At 69.9% G+C, this 17706-nt stretch carries 20 protein-coding genes and 1 pseudogene; 9 read left to right on the forward strand and 12 right to left on the reverse strand.

Going from position 1 to position 17706, the window contains the following annotated elements; genetic code table 11:
* Positions 1–51 precede the first annotated feature (51 nt).
* Positions 52–508 (reverse strand): annotated as a pseudogene (locus NEH16_RS30995) (transposase); the annotation flags it as partial.
* Positions 509–726: 218 nt separating this feature from the next.
* Between NEH16_RS30995 and NEH16_RS31000 the strand changes: the two are divergent.
* From NEH16_RS31000 to NEH16_RS31010, 3 genes are all read left to right on the forward strand, one after another.
* Positions 727–939 carry a hypothetical protein gene (locus tag NEH16_RS31000; RefSeq protein ID WP_143203028.1) on the forward strand — a complete coding sequence of 71 codons (213 nt, stop codon included), beginning with the start codon at positions 727–729 and terminating at the stop codon, positions 937–939.
* Between the two features lie 243 nt (positions 940–1182).
* The gene (locus NEH16_RS31005; RefSeq protein ID WP_265546422.1) at positions 1183–2382 is read left to right on the forward strand and encodes a PP2C family protein-serine/threonine phosphatase; all 1200 of its coding nucleotides are present in this window, start codon (positions 1183–1185) and stop codon (positions 2380–2382) included.
* 21 nt (positions 2383–2403) lie between these two features.
* The gene (locus NEH16_RS31010; RefSeq protein WP_265546424.1) at positions 2404–2529 is read left to right on the forward strand and encodes a hypothetical protein; all 126 of its coding nucleotides are present in this window, start codon (positions 2404–2406) and stop codon (positions 2527–2529) included.
* Between the two features lie 718 nt (positions 2530–3247).
* Here the strand turns inward: NEH16_RS31010 and NEH16_RS31015 are convergent.
* On the reverse strand, positions 3248–3589 hold the full coding sequence (locus NEH16_RS31015) for a hypothetical protein (RefSeq protein WP_265546426.1): 342 nt from the start codon (positions 3587–3589) through the stop codon (positions 3248–3250).
* A gap of 518 nt (positions 3590–4107) precedes the next feature.
* On the opposite strand from NEH16_RS31015, the gene NEH16_RS31020 reads away from it, so the two are divergent.
* On the forward strand, positions 4108–5061 hold the full coding sequence (locus NEH16_RS31020; RefSeq protein ID WP_265546427.1) for an SGNH/GDSL hydrolase family protein: 954 nt from the start codon (positions 4108–4110) through the stop codon (positions 5059–5061).
* 304 nt (positions 5062–5365) lie between these two features.
* On the opposite strand, the gene NEH16_RS31025 is transcribed toward NEH16_RS31020, so the two are convergent.
* The 3 genes from NEH16_RS31025 to NEH16_RS31035 form a co-directional block, all read right to left on the reverse strand.
* On the reverse strand, positions 5366–5824 hold the full coding sequence (locus NEH16_RS31025; protein WP_265546429.1) for a Fic family protein: 459 nt from the start codon (positions 5822–5824) through the stop codon (positions 5366–5368).
* A 247-nt stretch (positions 5825–6071) separates the two neighbouring features.
* On the reverse strand, positions 6072–6806 hold the full coding sequence (locus tag NEH16_RS31030) for a hypothetical protein (protein WP_265546430.1): 735 nt from the start codon (positions 6804–6806) through the stop codon (positions 6072–6074).
* Between the two features lie 195 nt (positions 6807–7001).
* On the reverse strand, positions 7002–7235 hold the full coding sequence (locus NEH16_RS31035; protein WP_265546431.1) for a DUF5133 domain-containing protein: 234 nt from the start codon (positions 7233–7235) through the stop codon (positions 7002–7004).
* A gap of 248 nt (positions 7236–7483) precedes the next feature.
* Here NEH16_RS31035 and NEH16_RS31040 point away from each other — a divergent pair, with 248 nt between their 5' ends.
* From NEH16_RS31040 to NEH16_RS31060, 5 genes are all read left to right on the forward strand, one after another.
* Positions 7484–8452 (forward strand): alpha/beta hydrolase, encoded by a 969-nt coding sequence (locus tag NEH16_RS31040; protein ID WP_265546432.1) that lies wholly within the window; start codon positions 7484–7486, stop codon positions 8450–8452.
* A 125-nt stretch (positions 8453–8577) separates the two neighbouring features.
* A complete protein-coding gene (locus NEH16_RS31045; RefSeq protein ID WP_265546434.1) occupies positions 8578–9267 on the forward strand; it encodes a GPR1/FUN34/YaaH family transporter in 690 nt (229 codons plus the stop codon).
* A gap of 82 nt (positions 9268–9349) precedes the next feature.
* The gene (locus NEH16_RS31050) at positions 9350–11260 is read left to right on the forward strand and encodes an amidohydrolase (protein ID WP_374215585.1); all 1911 of its coding nucleotides are present in this window, start codon (positions 9350–9352) and stop codon (positions 11258–11260) included.
* Between the two features lie 27 nt (positions 11261–11287).
* Entirely contained in the window at positions 11288–11803 is a 516-nt protein-coding gene (locus NEH16_RS31055) for a DoxX family protein (RefSeq protein ID WP_265546436.1), read from the forward strand.
* Positions 11800–12363 (forward strand): Dps family protein, encoded by a 564-nt coding sequence (locus NEH16_RS31060; RefSeq protein WP_265546437.1) that lies wholly within the window; start codon positions 11800–11802, stop codon positions 12361–12363. The genes NEH16_RS31055 and NEH16_RS31060 overlap by 4 nt, the downstream gene beginning before the upstream one ends.
* 196 nt (positions 12364–12559) lie before the next feature.
* Here the strand turns inward: NEH16_RS31060 and NEH16_RS31065 are convergent, their stop codons facing one another.
* The 7 genes from NEH16_RS31065 to NEH16_RS31095 form a co-directional block, all read right to left on the reverse strand.
* On the reverse strand, positions 12560–13393 hold the full coding sequence (locus NEH16_RS31065) for an alpha/beta fold hydrolase (protein ID WP_265546439.1): 834 nt from the start codon (positions 13391–13393) through the stop codon (positions 12560–12562).
* A 76-nt stretch (positions 13394–13469) separates the two neighbouring features.
* A complete protein-coding gene (locus tag NEH16_RS31070; protein WP_265546440.1) occupies positions 13470–14132 on the reverse strand; it encodes a hydrolase in 663 nt (220 codons plus the stop codon).
* Between the two features lie 165 nt (positions 14133–14297).
* Positions 14298–14699, reverse strand: a complete 402-nt coding sequence (locus tag NEH16_RS31075) for an SsgA family sporulation/cell division regulator (RefSeq protein ID WP_265546442.1) — start codon at positions 14697–14699, stop codon at positions 14298–14300.
* Between the two features lie 51 nt (positions 14700–14750).
* On the reverse strand, positions 14751–15407 hold the full coding sequence (locus tag NEH16_RS31080; protein WP_265546444.1) for a CE1759 family FMN reductase: 657 nt from the start codon (positions 15405–15407) through the stop codon (positions 14751–14753).
* Positions 15404–16489 carry an LLM class flavin-dependent oxidoreductase gene (locus NEH16_RS31085; RefSeq protein ID WP_265546447.1) on the reverse strand — a complete coding sequence of 362 codons (1086 nt, stop codon included), beginning with the start codon at positions 16487–16489 and terminating at the stop codon, positions 15404–15406. The genes NEH16_RS31080 and NEH16_RS31085 overlap by 4 nt, the downstream gene beginning before the upstream one ends.
* Before the next feature lie 106 nt (positions 16490–16595).
* On the reverse strand, positions 16596–17057 hold the full coding sequence (locus NEH16_RS31090; protein WP_265546449.1) for a helix-turn-helix domain-containing protein: 462 nt from the start codon (positions 17055–17057) through the stop codon (positions 16596–16598).
* A complete protein-coding gene (locus NEH16_RS31095; protein WP_265546451.1) occupies positions 17045–17608 on the reverse strand; it encodes a hypothetical protein in 564 nt (187 codons plus the stop codon). Before NEH16_RS31095 ends, NEH16_RS31090 begins: the two co-directional genes overlap by 13 nt.
* Positions 17609–17706 lie beyond the last annotated feature (98 nt).

Here is a 17706-nt window from a genome sequence, read left to right on the forward strand (position 1 = left end):
GCATAAGGGAGAAAATAACAGCGAGCGAGTGTCGCGGCACCTCTGTTCGCCTTCGCGTCGGCTGACGCTGCGACGGGCGATGACCCGGTGTCGGCGGTCTTCGCGGTTCCAGGGCCGGGCTCTGACCCTGGCCCAGTCGTAGACGCGTGGCCCGTGGGCTCCGTTGCCGCAGGAACGGCGCCTCCGCTTCTGACGTGGCAGGTCGGGAAACAGATCGTGCACCGGGTGGTTCATGGCCCACCGGGTGACGACCGTGTCGTGGCGGGTGGTGGCGATGACGTGGAAGACAACGGCCCGCTCGCGAGCTCGGCCCGCCAGTTCTTGGAGAAGCCGTAGGCGGCGTCCGCGGTCACCCACCGGAACGGGATCTCTCGGTGATCGCCCGGCGGACCATCGCTTTGGCGATGACGACTTTCGTCTCGAAGGCGACATCATCGCCGACGCCGGCGGCCTGGCAGCGTTCGCGGTCGTCGGTCCAAGACGTGGGCAGATACAGGCGGCCGTCGATGGGCCAGGTGCTGTGCGACCGCCATTGCCCTTGACGCCATCTCCTCATTTCCCCGTTCAGCCTTCGACTGGGCCGCGCCGAATTCATTGCAGTCGGTGGCCACCAGAGGGAGCCCATAGGAATGACCAGGCCCTCAGTCGGCCCCCGTGGAGTAGTCACGCCAGGAGAGCGCGCACAAGATCGTGAGGACATGTCCGCAGATGGAAAGGACGACATTCATGTCCGCACTGCCCCGTACTGCCGCAGCGCTTCTGATCGCCTCTCTCGCGCTCCTGGGAGGCGCTGCCGCGGCGTCCGCCCAATCGTTTGTGCCGGCCGGCGCTCACCAGGCCTCCGACGACTTCGCCGGGTTCGAGGTCGAGGGCGGTGACATCAACTCCGTCCACCACGAGACCAATGCCGCGGTGTTCGGCGACATGGTCCTGGACTGATCGGAAGACACCAACAGCCGCAGCCGCTCGGGGTATGACTTCACCCGGTCACGCTCACACGCACCGGAAGCCTGCGCCCATCCCATGCGAGGCCACTTTCCGGAAGGTCGCGGGCAGAGCCGGGGCTGCGGATCAGTTCGGAAGGGCTCAAGGCCTCGCACGGGCTCTCTGGCACCGACACGGCCCCGTGCCCCGTGTGCTGCCACTGGTGACGTTGCGGGGTCCGGGATGAGGGAGGTTGTGGTGGCGGATGACCGACTCGGCTTGGCGGACGTGCTGGCCGCGGCAGAGGACGCTTCACCGGTGGCGTCGTTGAGGGTGGTGGCGCGTAACTTGCGGGACCGGTTCGGCGCCGGTTACGTGTCGTTCCTGTTCATGGACATCGTCGGCCGGAAGATGGTGCGGGTCACCGACGAGGCCGATGCCGGGCAGGGCCACCGGGCCGAGCAGATTCCGCTGGCCGGCAGCGTCTACGACGAGGTGCTGCGCACCCAGAAACTGGTGCGAGCGGCCGACGGCGGCTCCGGGCAGCGGGTGCTGGCACCGGTCACCAACCGGGGCGACACCATCGGAGTACTCGAACTGTTCCTGCCACACACAACCGCCGACATCCTGGAACAGGTGGAAGAGGCCGCGCACGCACTGGCCTACATCGTCGTCACCGACCGCCGCTTCACCGACCTCTACCACTGGGGCCAGCGCACCACCCAGGTCAGCCTGGCCGCGGAGATCCAGCGCCAGCTTCTGCCCACCGCCCCCTCCTGCGAGGCGGCCGAGTTCACCCTGGCCTGCGCCCTGCTGCCGGCCGACAACGTCGCCGGCGACAGCTACGACTACGCCCTCGGCCAGGAGAACCTGCACCTGTCGATCACCGACGCCATGGGCCACGACACCGACTCCGCGCTCCTGGCCACCATCGCCGTCAACGCCTCCCGCGGCGCACGTCGCGCCGGCGCCGGCCTGGACGAGCAGGCCCGCTTGACCGACCGGGCACTCGCGGAGCACGGCCGGGGAACCTTCGTCACCGGCCAACTCGTCCGCATCGCCCTGGACGGCACCAGCGCCCGCCTCGTCAACGCCGGCCACCCCTGGCCCCTGCGCCTGCGCGACGGTGCCGTCGACGAGGTCGAGCTGGAGGTGAACATGCCCTTCGGTGCCGGGTCCCCGCACCCCTACCAGGGGCAGGACCTCGACTGCCGCCCCGGTGACCGGCTCGTCTTCTACACCGACGGCATGCAGGAACGGCAGGCGGCAGTGGTCGACCTGCCCGGCCTGATCGCCGCCACATCCGGTGAGCACCCCCGCGAAGTGGTCCGCGTCCTCGTCGCCGCGGTCGCCGACGCCTACGGCGGCCACCTCGGCGACGACGCCACCGTGATGTGCCTGGACTGGCACGGCCCCCACCGCGGGGGCCGCCACACCTCCGCCGGCGCCAACACCTGAATCGGCACTGAGCTGTACACGATGTCCGCCGAAAGCGGCCACGACCCCGTCCTGCCCCTAGACGGCACCGACCTGTGGCGCGCGCACGTCGACACCGGCGGCAAGCCTTACCTGCACCTGCACCAGCGCTACCGTCGTCGGTGGTGAAACGGCTCCCACCGTTCTCGGCGCCTCGGGCCTCGCCACCTACAGGGGGCGCCTGTACGCCTTCTACCACGCCTGACGAACCGCGCCCCCGGGACCGGTTGCGGCGGGCGAGCCGCCTTGCGGTGGTCTGCTGCGGCCGGCGCCAGCAGGATGACTCGGGGCTGGTTGAGGCTCGGGCAGGTCCGAGTGGGGCGACAGGAGCCGAGCAGTCTGGCCAGTCAGCGAAGGGGCGAGGCGCTTACCCCCGGCTGGGAGGGAGTTCCCGACCGGCGGCGGCCCCGGGTGTCCGGCCACGGCGGTGCCGATGGCGAGTGGGCCCAGTGCCTCGCGGCACTCGGACGAGGTGGTCGCCGCACAGCTTCTCTACAAACGTACGGTTTCCGGCCTTCTGGTTAAAGGCATGACCGTATGCCCTGGACGGGCCTCAATCGCTACGGGGTTCAGCGTCAGGAATCGTAGTCCCTGCCGAACGTGTCTCGCTGGTCCTGAGCAGCGTCATCCGCGTCGCCAGGGGCCTGCGAGGAGCGCTCGATCGCCTCGTCCGCCGCCCCGCCCCTTGAGCCCTTCGCGTCCTCCGAGACCCATGCCGGTGTACTCCTCGCGTTGGATCGGAACGGCTTTACCAGGCAAACATGAGGGGACGGACAAGACGACGTGCATCAGGACGCATAACGCCTTTCGTGCACCGCGTCGGCGCGCCCGGGGACTGCGACCGGCGCTAGGAGAAGACGACGGAGCGTACGAGCAGGCGGTCGGAGGCGCCCTTGCCGGGCGGCAGGACGTAGTAGGTGTCGCCTTCGCAGTCGCGGTCGAGGAAGACGATGGCGGTCGCGTCCGTGAGGTTCTTGGGAGCTCGTGAGACGGTGCCGGGTTCGGCGGCCGGGGTGGAGAGGTTGACGCACTGGCCGCTGGCGGGGTGGTTCAGGAAGCCGACGGCCTCGTAGCCGTCGGTGGTGGTGTAGGAGTAACGGAACTGACCGCTTGCGGCAGAGGCGGAGCCGGGCACTGCCACGAGCAGAACGGCGGCGCCGGCTGCGACGGCGAGGGAGCGAAGGGACACGGTGGACCGTCCTGTTCCTGGTTGATCATCTAGTCGGTGCCACGGATGCCCCAGCTCTGAGGCGCTGAAAACGGTTTCCTTCGATCGGGGGAGGCCGAATCGATTCTGCTTGAGCGATTGGCTCAACGGCCGAGCTGCGGGCAACGCCTTGTCCGGACAGGCGGCCTCGTCGTCGAGTGTGCCTGCGACCGGGCACCCCGGCGGACAGCCCCCTGGTTCTGCGAGCGGCGCAAGAGCCGGGCCTCGTGGCGGAACTCCTCGCGCAAAGTTCCGCGTCCACGCAGAACAACCCGACCAGGACGAGATGTTGGCGGAGCGGAAGTCAGGCCGACGTATCTGAGCAGCGGGCCGGCCCGGCTTACGGAGGGGGCGCTGCGGTATCAGACGCGTGCGGGAAGCAGGGAGACATCGGTCAGCAGCAGCCCGAAAGGGTACTTACCGTGACTTCAGCGGCATTGATGATCACTGTGTGTATATGGTTCGTGGTGGAATTGTCACCCCCCCACCCTGGAGTTGTCGTGGCACGCTTCCGTACCCGCCTCGCCCTGCTCGGCTCTGCCGCAGCCCTCACCGCCGGCGCCGCACTTCCCTCCCAGTCCGCCTTCGCAGCCGACGAGAACCAGTGGGTCGCCCTCGGTGACTCCTACACCGCCGGCGTCGTCCGGGCCGCGGGCAACACCTTCGAGGTCCCGCGCGACGGCTGCGAGCGCACCGACCTGTCCTACCCCCAGGTCATCGACCGCGAACTCGGCGGCCTGTTCGACCTCACCAACGTCAGCTGCGGCGCCGCCACCATCGACAACGTCACCGACACACCCCAGAAACCGATCGGCCGTCACTTTCCGCCGTTCTCCGAGGATCCCGACTACCCCTTCGCGGCCGTGCCCCCGCAGTCCGTAGCCGTGGGCCCCACCACCGACGTCATCACCGTCGGCGTGGGCGGTAACACCCTCGGCTTCGCCGACCTCCTCACCCAGTGCATGACACTGGGCGGCGAGAGCGAAGGTGAAGGCACCCCCTGCAAGGACGCCCTCGCCAGCGGCATCCCGGCCCGGCTGACCAAGGTCCGCCAGGACTACGACCGCATGCTCACCGTCCTTCACGAGCGCGCCCCGAAGGCGAAAATCCTCGCCGTCGGCTATCCCACCGTCATCCCCAACGACGCCTCCAAGTGCACCTACGGCGACCCGACGCAGTTCGCCACGATCACCCGCGGCGACCTGGCCTGGCTGCGCAAGGACGTCCTGGAACCCCTCAACCAGGCCATCAACGCTGCGACCGGCACCCAGGACACCGCCGACTTCGTCGACCTCTATACCTCGTCACGGAACCACAGCGTCTGCGACGCCACCAAGTGGGTGGAAGGCATCGTCACCCTGCCCGACCAGATCTCCCTCGTCCACCCCAACGCCCTCGGCCACCGCAACGCCGCCGACCACGTCGAAGAAGCGATGCTCAACGCCGTCAGCTGAGCTGTCGGACACCCCTCGGCACGACCCCAAGGCGCTGGCCTCAGCACAGTCGGAGGCCAGCGCCTGCATTGCTTCCGCGGCCGCCGATTCCTGCCCAGGGGCGGCTTTTCTGATCGGTGGGTGGTGGGCCGGCTTGGGCTGATCAGGTCGAGCTCCCACTGCGGGGTGGTGGGGGACCGGGTTTCAGTTCTCTTGGCCGAGCTGCTGTTTCATCAGGTGGAGCGGGTCTGGTACGTGGTTATCCGGTACAGGGCGATGGCGATGTCGCGGGCGGCCCAGTTACGGATGGGGTTCGGAGCGGCGGTCAGGAGCTGGTACCTGGCTGGCGGGGACGGACGGCCTTGAGCGGGACCTGGGCGGGGTGTGCGCGGTGGCGGCCCTGGCCCGCACGGGCCGGCTCGCCCGCCCTTTGGTGGGTCGCGCGGATGAGAACGGAGACCAGGGCGGCCAGGTCTGCTGCCCCGGCGTCGTCGTCCGCGTAGCGCGTGGTCTGCAAGGGGCCGACCTGGTCCAGTCGAACTCCTTCCCACTCCAGGACGTAGGCGAGGGTGAGCATGGCAAGGCGGGCGTTTCCATCCGGGAAAGGATGAAAGAAGGCCACGTCCAGGTAGGCCCTCGCCGCGCGGGAGGCCAAGGGCACTCGCGGATTGGCACTGTCATGCAGACATTGTTCAAAGTCGCGCTGAGTGTGTGGGGTCAGGGCGTAGCGCTCCCGGCCGCCCTTGGCAAAGGCGTCCCCTCGTCGGAACCGGACCTCAGGCATGCCGAGGAGCAGCCGTTGCCATCCAGTCAGAAGCGCGCAGGTAAGAGGGCGCCTATGGGAAGCATCTGTGCGCGACTGAGCCAGCGCTGCGAGCAGTCGGCGGCCTCGATCGGGGGCCGAGGAAAGACTTCCTTCCCTGCACCAGGTGGTGAGACCATCCACGATGGGCTCGACCGGGGCCGGCACCTCACCGGCTGCGGAAGTCCAGTCGATCTGGTTCCTGACCTGGACCCAGGCGGCCAGGGCGTCAGCGCTCACGGTAGGGCTGTATTCCGGTCAGATCCACGGCGAGATCCTCTCCCACTGCGTCGATGAGAGTCCGCGACGGCACGGTCCAGCTCTTGAATCGTCCACCAATCGCCGTGTCGACCGCGTTCTTCGCGTCTTCCGCCCCCATGCCAGCGGAAGAGAGGAACCACGTCAGCACCGTGTGGCAGAGCCCATACCAGCCGCATTCGGCACCAGTGCGGTCCATGACCACGGTCACGAGCCGGGTGGCCGCCCGTTCCAGGTGCCAGCTGCGATCCTCGGCACTCGCTCCGGCGGGCGGAGCCAACTGCTGGAATCGCTCCGCCAGTTCCTCCAGCCAGTCGCGCCACTCCAGCAGTGACGCGACCACGTCGGCGGCCGTTGCTGCGGGCCTGCCTATGGAGTGGGAACTGCAGCACCAGTGGGTGACGACACCGCCACCACCGCCCTCGCCGACGGCCCAATGCCATCCGCAGGCCCACCGGCCGTATCGGGCGGCTAAAAGCGCCGTGACCTCGGTGGTGAAGCGATGTTTCTCTTCCCACCCGGCATCGTCAGGAGGCACCATCGAGGCGATCACCGTGGTGATCTCAGCTGCCTCCGCTTCATCCCAGGCGAAAGCGATGAGATCGGGATCGATGGCAGACCACGGCAGCCAGGCCGGAGCAAGCTCGTAGTTGATAGCCGTGGTGTTCCTCCAGAACCGGGCACGGTAGGACAACCTGGTGATCATGCCAAAAGCTCGTAGCCTCGTCACGCGAGTATCCGACTGGGCCCGTTTCGCTTGTACGCGGCTGAGCACTTCGAGGAGTACGCCGACACCGCTCGGCCATCAGTAAGCCATGGATCGGTGCTGCGCTCGCGGCGGTGGTCCCCGGGCAACGGTGTCCGTGCATCGAGGTCAGTCGCAGCGGGGGATGACGGCGGTTCAGCCCGCCTTCAGGATCGAGTCGTCCAGCGGGCGGGCCCCGGGCAGCTGGTGGCGGGCCGCGATCAGCGCCGCGTCGATGTCGCGGGTGCCGGTGGATACGCACAGTGTGTAGGCGACGTCGTTCATGCGCTGGCGCACCTGCGCGCTGTCCGCATGGGAGGCGTCCACGGCGGCGAGGGCTTCGTACTGGTCGATCAGGTTCCGCAGCACCGTGGGGTGGGCCATCAGCATCACAGAACCGTGTTTCCTGCACCTGCACCGAGTGGGGTCGTGGCCCCTCGATTCCGCTCAGTGAGCCGATGCCGGCGAGCGGGGTCGTCGAGTGACGGCCGGCCGGCGGCGCGATGCGCTATGAGGCAAAGAGTGGTGCGCGCAGAGAAGGGAATGACCGGCGGTCGTGCCTAGCGTGCTTTTCGGAGCGGCACGTTCCGGGCCTGCTCCGCCATACATCCCTTTCCGTACTGGAAGAAGACCCCTTCATGCGTACCTTTCCCGCCCCTCCCGTGCCCGTCCTGGAAGCGGCCGCTGCCGCCTTCGCCGAGGCGACCGCGCAGCCCCCGTACCTCTTCGACCTCGCCCCTGCCGAGGGCCGTGCCGCTGTGGATGAGGCGCAGTCCGGCTCCGTGGAGCTGCCTGAGGTGGACGAGGAGTGGGTGACCGTTCCGTCCGATGCCGGTGACGTGCGCGTACGTATCGTGCGGCCTGCCAAGTCCACGGGGCCGCTCCCGGTGATCCTCTACATTCATGGTGCCGGCTGGGTTTTCGGTAACGCGCACACCCACGACCGGCTGGTGTGCGAGCTCGCCGACGGGACCGGCGCGGCCGTTGTCTTTCCCGAGTACGCGCTCTCGCCCGAGGCCCGCTACCCCGTCGCGATCGAGCAGAACTGGGCCGTGGCGCGCTGGATCGTCACCGACGGGGTCCGACACGGCCTGGACGGCGAGCGGATCGCCGTCGCGGGTGACTCGGTGGGCGGCAACATGAGCGCGGCGCTCACCCTCATGGCCAAGGAGCGCGGCGGCCTCGCCCTGCGCCAGCAGGTGTTGTTCTACCCGGTCACCGACGCCTCCTTCGACACCGCCTCCTACGAGCAGTTCGCCGAGGGCTACTTCCTGCGGCGTGACGGCATGCGCTGGTTCTGGGACCAGTACACGACCGAGGAGAGCGACCGCGCTCGCATCACCGCCTCCCCGCTGCGCGCCACGACGGACCAGCTCACCGGCCTTCCTCCGGCGCTCGTCATCACCGCTGAGGCGGACGTGCTGCGCGACGAGGGGGAGGCGTACGCCGCGAAGCTGCGTGCCGCAGGGGTGCCGGTGACCGCCGTGCGGTACCAGGGTGTGATCCACGACTTCGTCATGCTCAACGCTCTGCGCGGAACACAGGCCGCCGAGTCCGCGATCGCCCTCGCCGTCGCCACGCTGCGTACGGCTCTCGCGCCGCGCTGACCTCCGCTTCAACCCCGCGGTTTCGAACCCTGCCCAGGCGGGACCGGCCTCCACGCGCTATCGGCCGGTTCCGCCCCGCCGTGCTGCCCTGATGCGGCAGCGGCCTTTCCCGACAGGTGATCATCATGACCACACCTCCACCCGCCCGCCGCTTCGAACCGGATCTCCGCGCGATGACCCGCATCAACCTGCGCCCCATCGCTTCCCCGATGCCCCTCGGTTTCTACGCCGTCGGCATCGCCTCCGTGGTCGCCGGGACCTACCAGCTCGGCATACTCGGCGAGGACGCCGGCCGCGCCGTGGCCTTCACGATCCTGCCCGCGTTCGTCCTCCAACTCCTGGTCGCCGTACTCGCTTTTGGAGCCCGTGACGTCCTGGCGGCGACGCTCATGGCGTGTTTCTCCGGTACGTGGCTCGCCAACGCCCTCGTCCTCGCGCTGCACCCGGAGCACGGACCGCGCGTCCTCGGCGTGCTCAACCTGTGCTTCACGTTCTTCGCGCTGCTCATGGCATCCGTCGCCCGCGCCAAGCGCGCGCTGTGGCTCGTGCTGTGCGTGGCTGTGCCGCGCTTCGGGGCGGCCGCCGCTGCCGGGCTGGGCGGCGCGCACGCGCTCACCGTCCTCTCCGGAGCCTTGGGGCTCCTCCTCGCGGCCGTCGCCCTCTATGCCGCGTTCGCGTTGATGCTGGAGGACATGCGGGGCGAGGAAGTGCTGCCACTGGGCCGCAGCGGCCCGGCGCACCACGCCGTCGAGGGCGACCTGAGCGTGCAGCTGCGCGACCTCGAACGTCACGCAGGTGTACGCCGCACTCTCTGAGGACGGCCGCAGCCCTCACGTTCGGACAGGCGTCGCCTTCCTGCCGCCGTACCTCTTTCACCACCCACTGGAGCCTCATTCCATGACCAGCAGCACCTCCATGCCCGTCGGCGGGTTCACACCGCAGCCGGGCCTCGCCCCAGCGGCCGGCGCCGACCTCGTCGTCCGCAACGCCAAGGTGTGGACCGGTGACCCGGCCCGGCCCGCCGCTTCGGCCCTCGCCGTACGCGACGGCGTGATCCTCGCGATCGGTGATGAGACCGACGTGGCCGCCGTGACCGGCCCCGGCACCCGCGTCGTGGACGCCCTCGGGCGCCGTATCGTGCCCGGCCTCAACGACTCCCATCTGCATGTGATCCGCGGCGGACTCAACTACGTACTCGAACTGCGCTGGGACGGTGTGCCCTCGCTGCGGCAGGCCCTCGCCATGCTGCGTGAACAGGCCGGGCGTACGCCGAAGGGCCAGTGGATCCGTGTCGTGGGCGGCTGGACCGCCGACCAGTTCGCCGAACGCCGCATGCCGACCGTCGCCGAACTGACCGCGGCCGCCCCCGACACACCCGTCTTCGTGCTGCACCTCTACCAGTCCGCGCTGCTCAACAGAGCCGCCGTCCGCGCTGCCGGACTCACCCGCGACACCCCCGACCCCGCCGGTGGTCAGATCGTCCGGGGCCGCGACGGCGAGCCGACCGGCCTCCTCCTGGCCGCACCCAGCGCCCTGGTCCTCTACTCGACGCTCGCCCGCGCCCCCGGCCTCGCCCCCGAGGAGCAACGCCTGTCCACACGGCACTTTCTGCGCGAGCTGAACCGCTTTGGCCTCACCTCGGCGGTCGATGCGGCAGGCGGCTTCCAGAACTTCCCCGACAACTACGCCGCCGTCACCGACCTCGCCCGGGCCGGAGAGCTGTCCCTGCGCATCGCCTACCACCTCTTCCCCCAGACGGCCGGGCAGGAACTGGCGGACCTGGCCCGCTGGACGGAAATGGTGAAGCCTGACGAGGGCGACGCCTGGCTGCGGCTCAACGGGGCGGGCGAGAACCTGATCTGGGCCGCCGCCGACTTCGAGAACTTCGCTGAACCGCGTCCCAGCCTCGCCCCCGGCTACGAGAGCGAGTTCGAGAAGGCCGTCCGGCTGCTCCTCGAACACGGCTGGGGCTTCCGTCTCCACGCCACGTACGACGAGACGATCCGCCGCGATCTCGCCGTCTTCGAGAAGCTCGCCGCCGACGGGCTCTTCCCCGGACAGGGCCGCTGGCTCTTCGACCACGCCGAGACCGTCTCCTCCGGCAGCCTGGAGCGGATCGCCGCGCTGGGCGGGGCCATCGGCGTGCAGAACCGGATGTCGTTCCAGGGCCGGGTCTTCGCCGAACGGTACGGGGCGCAGGCCGCCGCCCGCACCCCACCGGTCAGCGAGATGCTGGAGGCGGGCCTGACCGTGGCCGCCGGGACCGACGCGACGCGTGTCTCCTCGTACAACCCATGGGTCGCGCTGCATTGGCTCGTCACCGGGCGCACGGTCGGGGACCTGTGCCTCTACCCGCCGGAGCGGCTGCTGAGCCGCGAACGCGCCTTGGAGCTGTACACCGTCGGCGGAGCCAGGATCACGGGCGAGTCGGATGTCAAGGGCACCCTGGGTGTCGGCCGCTACGCCGACTTCACCCTGCTGAGCCACGACTACTTCTCCGTCCACCAGGACGACATTCCGCACATCGAGTCCGTACTGACCGTCGTGGGCGGCCGGATCGTGTACGCGGCGGCCGAGCACGAGGGCGTCGACGAGGCGCTGCCGCCGCTCGCCCCGGCCTGGAGTCCGGTCGCCCACTTCGGCGGCTACCAGGCCACACCGGCGCCGGGCCTCATCGGCGCGCGGCAGGCCGACCGGATCGCCGAGGCGGTCGGCGCCTCCGAACAGCACCGGCAGTGGCGGGTGGCGCGCGGCTTCGCTCCCGAGGGCACCGCGCCGCGGGTCTTCGACCCCTGCTATGTGCTCTGACCGACCTCACCACAAGGAGAAACACGCGTGGACAGCGCGCTGTTGCTGCTCCGGTTCGTCACGGGACTGCTCGTGGCCGGCCACGGAGTGCAGAAGATCAGTTTCCGGCTCGGTGGCAAGGGCCTCGCGGGCGGCGTCGAGGAGTTCCGGCAGGACGGATTCCGCGGCGGGCGGCTCACCGCTCTCGCCGCCGGAGGCACCCAGGCGGGCGCCGGACTGTTGCTCGCCGCCGGGGCCCTCACACCGCTCGCCGGTGCCGGGGTGATGGGCGTCATGACCGTCGCCCTCACCGTCAAGCGCCCGCACGGCCTGTGGGTGCAGAACGACGGCTACGAATACCCCCTGCTCCTCATCGCGGTCCCGGCCGCACTCGTCCTGGCCGGCCCCGGCGCCTGGTCACTGGACTCCCGGCTCGGAGCCACCCCCTGGCCCGCCTGGCTGAGCACCGGCTGCCTCGCACTCGGGCTCGCCAGCGGTCTGCTGACCCGTCTGCTCCTGCACCGCACACCCTCACCCGCGACCACCCCGAGGAACGCCTCATGACCACCCAGCAGACCTCTCGCCCCGCCGTACTCCAGGAATTCGGGACGGTGCGCCCTGTGCCGCTCGGCCTCACAGCCGACACCCGGCGGTACGCCGCCCAGCGCCTCAACCGCGTACTCGCCGACACCCACATGCTCTACGCCCTTTACAAGAAGGGCCACTGGCAGGTCCGCGGCGGCCTCTTCCACTCGCTGCACCTCCTCTTCGACCGGCACGCCGGCGAACAGCAGGCGCTCGTCGACGAGCTGGCGGAACGGGTGCAGATCCTCGGCGGTGTCGCCGTCGCCGATCCCCGGCACGCCGCCGAACTGACCTCCGTGCCCCGTTTCCCCGACGGGGCCGAGGACGTGCCGGATCTCCTGCACCGGCTGCTCAGGACACACGAGGGCATCCTCGTGGACGCCCGCGAGGCCGCCACCCGGCTCGGCGCCCTCGGCGACTCGGGCACCGAGGACCTGCTCGTGTCCTCGATCGTCCGCACGGGCGAGCGGCAGGTGTGGTTCCTCGCGGCCGAGGCGGCGAACGACGCGTCCGCTCCTGGGAACCTTCGGACCCGCTGATCTCCCCACCATCCGCCCCGCGCCCGGTCCACCGGGCGCGGGGCGTTTCGCTGCGCCTGCGGCCCTCCTGGGATACCCACGTACCGCGTGTCGGCGACGCACTGATCGCAGCCCGCGTCCGCACGCACGAAGGTGCCGGGGCGGTGACGTCGTTCGTCACCGCCCCGGCACCGGGGAGAGCCTCAGAAGGAGGGAGTTACCGCTTCAGGAATGCCAGCAGCGCCTCGTTGACCTCCTGCGCGTGTGTCCACAGCAGACCGTGCGGGGCGCCGTCGAGCACGACGTACTCGGCGGCGGGCAGCGCCGCGTGGAAGCGCTCGGCGGTCGCGCCGATCGGCAGGATGCGGTCACCGCTGCCGTGCACGATCAGGGCCGGCACGTCGATCTTCGGGATGTCTTCGCGGAAATCGGTGAGCCACGTCGGGACGGCCGCGCGTGAGGCGTACGCGGAGGAGCCCGCCGCGGTCGCCCAGTTGGCGCGCACGACGGTTTCGCTGATGCGGGTTCCGAGATTCTCGTCCAGGTTGTAGAAGTCCTGGTAGAAGTCCTCGAAGTACGCGTAGCGGTCGCGGGTCACGGCTTCCAGGATGCCGTCGAAGACGGCGCCGTCGACGCCGCCCGGGTTGTCTTCAGTCTTCAGCAGGAAGGGTTCGAGGCCCGCGAGGAACACCGCCTTGGCGACGCGCTCGGATCCGTACCTGCCGAGGTAGCGGCCGACCTCGCCCGTGCCCATCGAAAAGCCCACGAGGACCGCGTCCCGCAGGTCGAGCCGCTCCATGATCGCGTGCAGGTCGTCGGCGAAGGTGTCGTAGTCGTAGCCGGCCGTGGGCTGCGACGACTGTCCGAAGCCCCGCCGGTCGTACGTGATGACGCGGTATCCGGCATCGAGCAGGACGGGAAGCTGCTTCTCCCAGGAGTGGCCGTCCAGCGGGTAGCCGTGGATGAGGACGACGGGCCGGCCGCTGCCGTGGTCCTCGTAGAAGAGGTCGATCGGGGTGCTGTTCTCATGGCCGACGGTGAGGAAAGACATGGTGGGTTCCTTCGGATTGTTGGAGGGAAATGACCGGTGCCCGGCACCACGGGGTGCCGGGCACCGAGGGAGTGGATCAGCCGGCCGCGTGCGGGCTGATCATCGACTGGGCGTAGACGACACCCATGCCGTACGCGCCCCCGTGCTCCTTCACGACATCGAGCGTCGCGGCGTAGGTCTCGCCGCGCGCCCAGTCGCGCTGGAGCTCGAGGAGCACCTGGAGCCAGGTGACGGGCACGGCGCCCGCAGCCGTCATGCGCTGCATGGCGTGTTCGTGCGACTCCGCGGTGACACCCGCGGAGGCATCGGCGACGACGTACACCTCATAGCCCTGACCGAGCGCGGAGAGGGCGGGAAGGACGAGGCAGACCTCGGTCCAGAGCCCGGACAGGATGATCTTGCGGCGTCCGGTGGCCTTGACCGCCTCGACGAGCGCGGCGTCCTCCCACGCGTTCATCGAGGTGCGGTCGATGACCTCGTGCTTCGGGAAGACGTCCAGGAGCTGCGGCAGGATCGGGCCGGAGAAGGACTCGGCGGCCACCGTGGACAGCACCACCGGCACGTCGAAGACGCGGGCGGACTTGGCGAGCCCGACCGTGGCGTTGATGACGCCTGCACGGTCAGCGCTCGCCGCGCCGAAGAACATCTGCGGCTGGTGGTCGACGAAGAGCATCATCGCGTTGTCGGGTGTCAGCAGGTCCGGACTCGGGGCGGCCTGAACGGAGCTGGGATCGAACATGGTGATTCCTCGGGTGAGATAAGTGGGATGAGGTAAGAGCAGCTGGACACCGACCGGTGCCGCGCTCGACATGGCGAACCTATGGCCGCCGGTGAGAAGGCAGTTGACTGTGAAGGCCCGCTTCCTGTGCCCTGCCTGCACACCTGCGGCCCCGGGGCAGAGACGTCAGTCGGCCGTCGTGAGGCCCGCGAGCAGTTCGTCGACCGCTCGCGCGACGCACTCCGCGACCGCCGGCGGCCAGGTGTCGGTGCGGGCGAGATAGGTGAGCACTGCGGCGGTGCGGAGGTACAGGACGCACCTGCCCGAGGGCGACCGCAGGACCAGTTCCGTATGAGTACCGGCCGCGCGTACGCGTACGTCGCCCTCACCGGCCAGGCCGTGCACACCCTCCTCCAGCAGGGCCCGCGCGAAGACCCAGGTCGCCGTCGGCCGGCCGTCGGGTGACAGGAAGTCGCAGTGGACGGCGAGCGGGTCGTGCGGAAGATGCCGCAGATGGACGGTGAACCGTGCCAGGTGAGCGTGCGGCCCGACGACGTCCGCGGTCAGGACGTGCACGACGCCGTTCACGTTCGCTCCGTCCAGGTGCGACGGCAGACGTCCACCGGCCGCGCCCGGCGCCTACCCCGCCGAGTGCGCGCGGGGGCTGCGCAGTTGCGCCACGAACGCACGGATGCCCTCCTCTTCCTCCTCGGCGAAACCGGACACCACCGAAGCCCCGCGCCCGGCGAGGGCGGTGGCGAGTTCGGCCGCCGCACGCTCGATGCGGCGGGGCAGCGCGGGATCGGCGTCCTCGGCTCCCGTACCCCAGTCGGCGGTGGCCGCGAAGACACCGGTGGGAACGACCGCGGCGCGCAGATACGCGAAGAGAGGCCGCAAAGCGTGGTCCAGGACGAGCGAGTGCCGGCTCGTCCCGCCCGTCGCGGCGACGAGGACCGGCCGTCCGGTGAAACCGTCCGGGTCCCACAAGTCCACGAACGACTTGAAGAGCCCCGAGAACGATGCGGCGAAGACCGGCGACACCGCGATGAGCGCGTCGCTCGCACGTACGCGCTCCAGCGCCTCTTCAAGGGCGGGCGGCGGGAAGCCGGTGACGAGAGCGGAGGCGATGTCACGGGCGAGCGGGCGCAACGAGACCTCCTCGGTGACGCACTCGACCCCGGCCTCCGCGCAGGCGTTGCGCGTCGCCTCGCCGAGCCGGGACGCGAGCAGCGCGGTCGCCGAGGGGACCCCGAGCCCGCCCGCCACGACCACGACGCGCCGTACGGGGCGGCTCATCGGGCGGCCCCCGCCAGGTCACGCACGCGCGCCGCGTGCGTGGGAGCCTCGGCGACACCGGCGGGCCGGACAGCCGCGAACTCACGGCGCAGCACCGGAACCACCTCCTCGCCCAGGATGTCGAGCTGCTCGAGGACCGTCTTGAGCGGCAGCCCGGCATGGTCCATGAGGAACAGCTGCCGCTGGTAGTCACCGAAGTCCTCACGGAAGCGCAGCGTCCGCTCGATGACCTGCTGCGGCGACCCGACGGTGAGCGGGGTCTGCTCGGTGAACTCTTCCAACGAAGGCCCGTGCCCATAGACAGGCGCGTTGTCGAAGTAGGGCCGGAACTCCCGCACGGCGTCCTGGGAGTTCTTGCGCATGAAGACTTGCCCGCCGAGCCCCACGATCGCCTGCTCCTCCGTACCGTGGCCGTGGTGGGCGAACCGTCGGCGGTAGAGGCGGATGAGCCGCTGGTAGTGGCGCGCCGGCCAGAAGATGTTGTTGGCGAAGAAGCCGTCCCCGTAGAAGGCGGCCTGCTCGGCGATCTCGGGACTGCGGATGGAGCCGTGCCACACGAAGGGCGGCACGCCGTCGAGCGGGCGCGGAGTGGACGTGAATCCCTGCAGCGGTGTCCGGAAGCGGCCCTCCCAGTCGACGCTCTCCTCGTCCCAGAGCCGCCGCAACAGCGCGTAGTTCTCCACGGCGAGCGGAATCCCGTCCCGGATGTCCTTCCCGAACCACGGGTACACCGGGCCGGTGTTGCCCCGGCCCAGCACGAGGTCGGTCCGCCCCTCCGCCAGGTGCTGGAGCATCGCGTAGTCCTCGGCGATCTTCACCGGGTCATTCGTCGTGATGAGCGTCGTCGCCGTGGACAGAACGATGCGCTCGGTGCGGGCAGCGATCCAGCCGAGCACAGTGGTGGGTGACGACGGGACGAACGGCGGGTTGTGGTGCTCCCCGAGAGCGAAGACGTCGAGACCCACCTCCTCCGCCTTGAGCGCGATGGCCAGAATCGCCTTGAGTCTTTCCCTCTCGGTGGGCGGCCGTCCCGTGACGGGGTCGGCGGTGATGTCGCCGACACTGAAGATGCCGAACTGCATGGTGTTCCTCACTCGAAGCCTGGGGCGGCGGCGTGTACCGCGCCGGTGCGAGGCTAGGAGCGGGGGAGCGGGCCGGGGAGCCGCTCGGTGTACGGGGCCTTGCCGCTCAGCGCCCGGCCGTCGGCCGTCGTACGGCGAAACGCCCCGCCTCGTTCGGCACGCCGCTCGCAGCGAAGGCGCGCGACCGCCACTCGAGCGGTGAACACCCGTGCAGCTGGCGGAAGGCGCGGCTGAAGTGGGCCGCGTTGGTGAAGCCGCACAGCTGGGCGACGGCGGTCACGGTCACGGCCCGACGCCCGGGCCTGGCCAGTTCGCGTGCGCTCTCCTCGAGCCGACGCCGCTGGATGAGACGCCCCACAGTCGACTCTTCCGCCTCGAAGACCCGGTGGAGGTACCGCAGCGAGATGTGATGGGCCCTGGCTATGGACTCCGGCGAGAGCGAAGGGTCCCGGTAGTGCCCGTCGATGTACGCCCTGACCCTGCGCACCAGCTCTCCGCGCGGACCGTCCTGCACCGTCTCCGGATCCGGCGCGCTGTGCTCCAATACGAGGAGCGTCACCAGGTCCACGAGCGCGGCTCCCAGCCGTTCGCCGACGCGGGGCGCCCAGCCCGCGGGGAGGTAACGGCAGGGAGAAACGACGCGAGCAGCGCAGCCGTCCCGTTCGTCGTGGGCAGGGCCGTGCCGGCCACCGAGCCCAACTGCTCCGCGGAAAGACCGACCGCCCGCGCGGGCACCCGCAGCACAACAGCGGTGAAGGGACCTTCGTACGACAGCGAGCACCGCTGCGCGCTGTCGTGCATCAGCAGCACGCTCGGCCCGGCCAGGACATCGCCGTCGCGCCACCGGTACGTGGCCGAGCCGTGCGGGTGCAACAGGAGCACGAGGTCCGGCTCGTCCGCGCCCGACCTCCGCACCGGGACTCGGGTCACGCGCTGCGCGCCCGACACAACGGCGGAGACGGTCACGGCCCCCAGCCGGTGTATGACGACGTCCCCGTCCGGGGCCCTGCCGTCGGCGGTCGTGACGGAGACCGGCATCGCGGCGTCGCCCCACCGCGAGCCCCAGCGGGCGAGGCCTTCCTCGTCGTGGACGGGGCCGGCAGGCAGCAAAAGGCTCAAGTGCGTGCTCCTTGTCTCCTGGGAACGGAGTGGGGAAGTCGGGCGGGAAGTGCGGAAGGAGCCGGACGCAGATCGTCCTGCGCCCGGCTCCTTCCGCC

The sequence above is a fragment of the Streptomyces drozdowiczii genome (assembly GCF_026167665.1).
GTDB classification, from domain to species: Bacteria; Actinomycetota; Actinomycetes; order Streptomycetales; family Streptomycetaceae; genus Streptomyces; species Streptomyces drozdowiczii_A.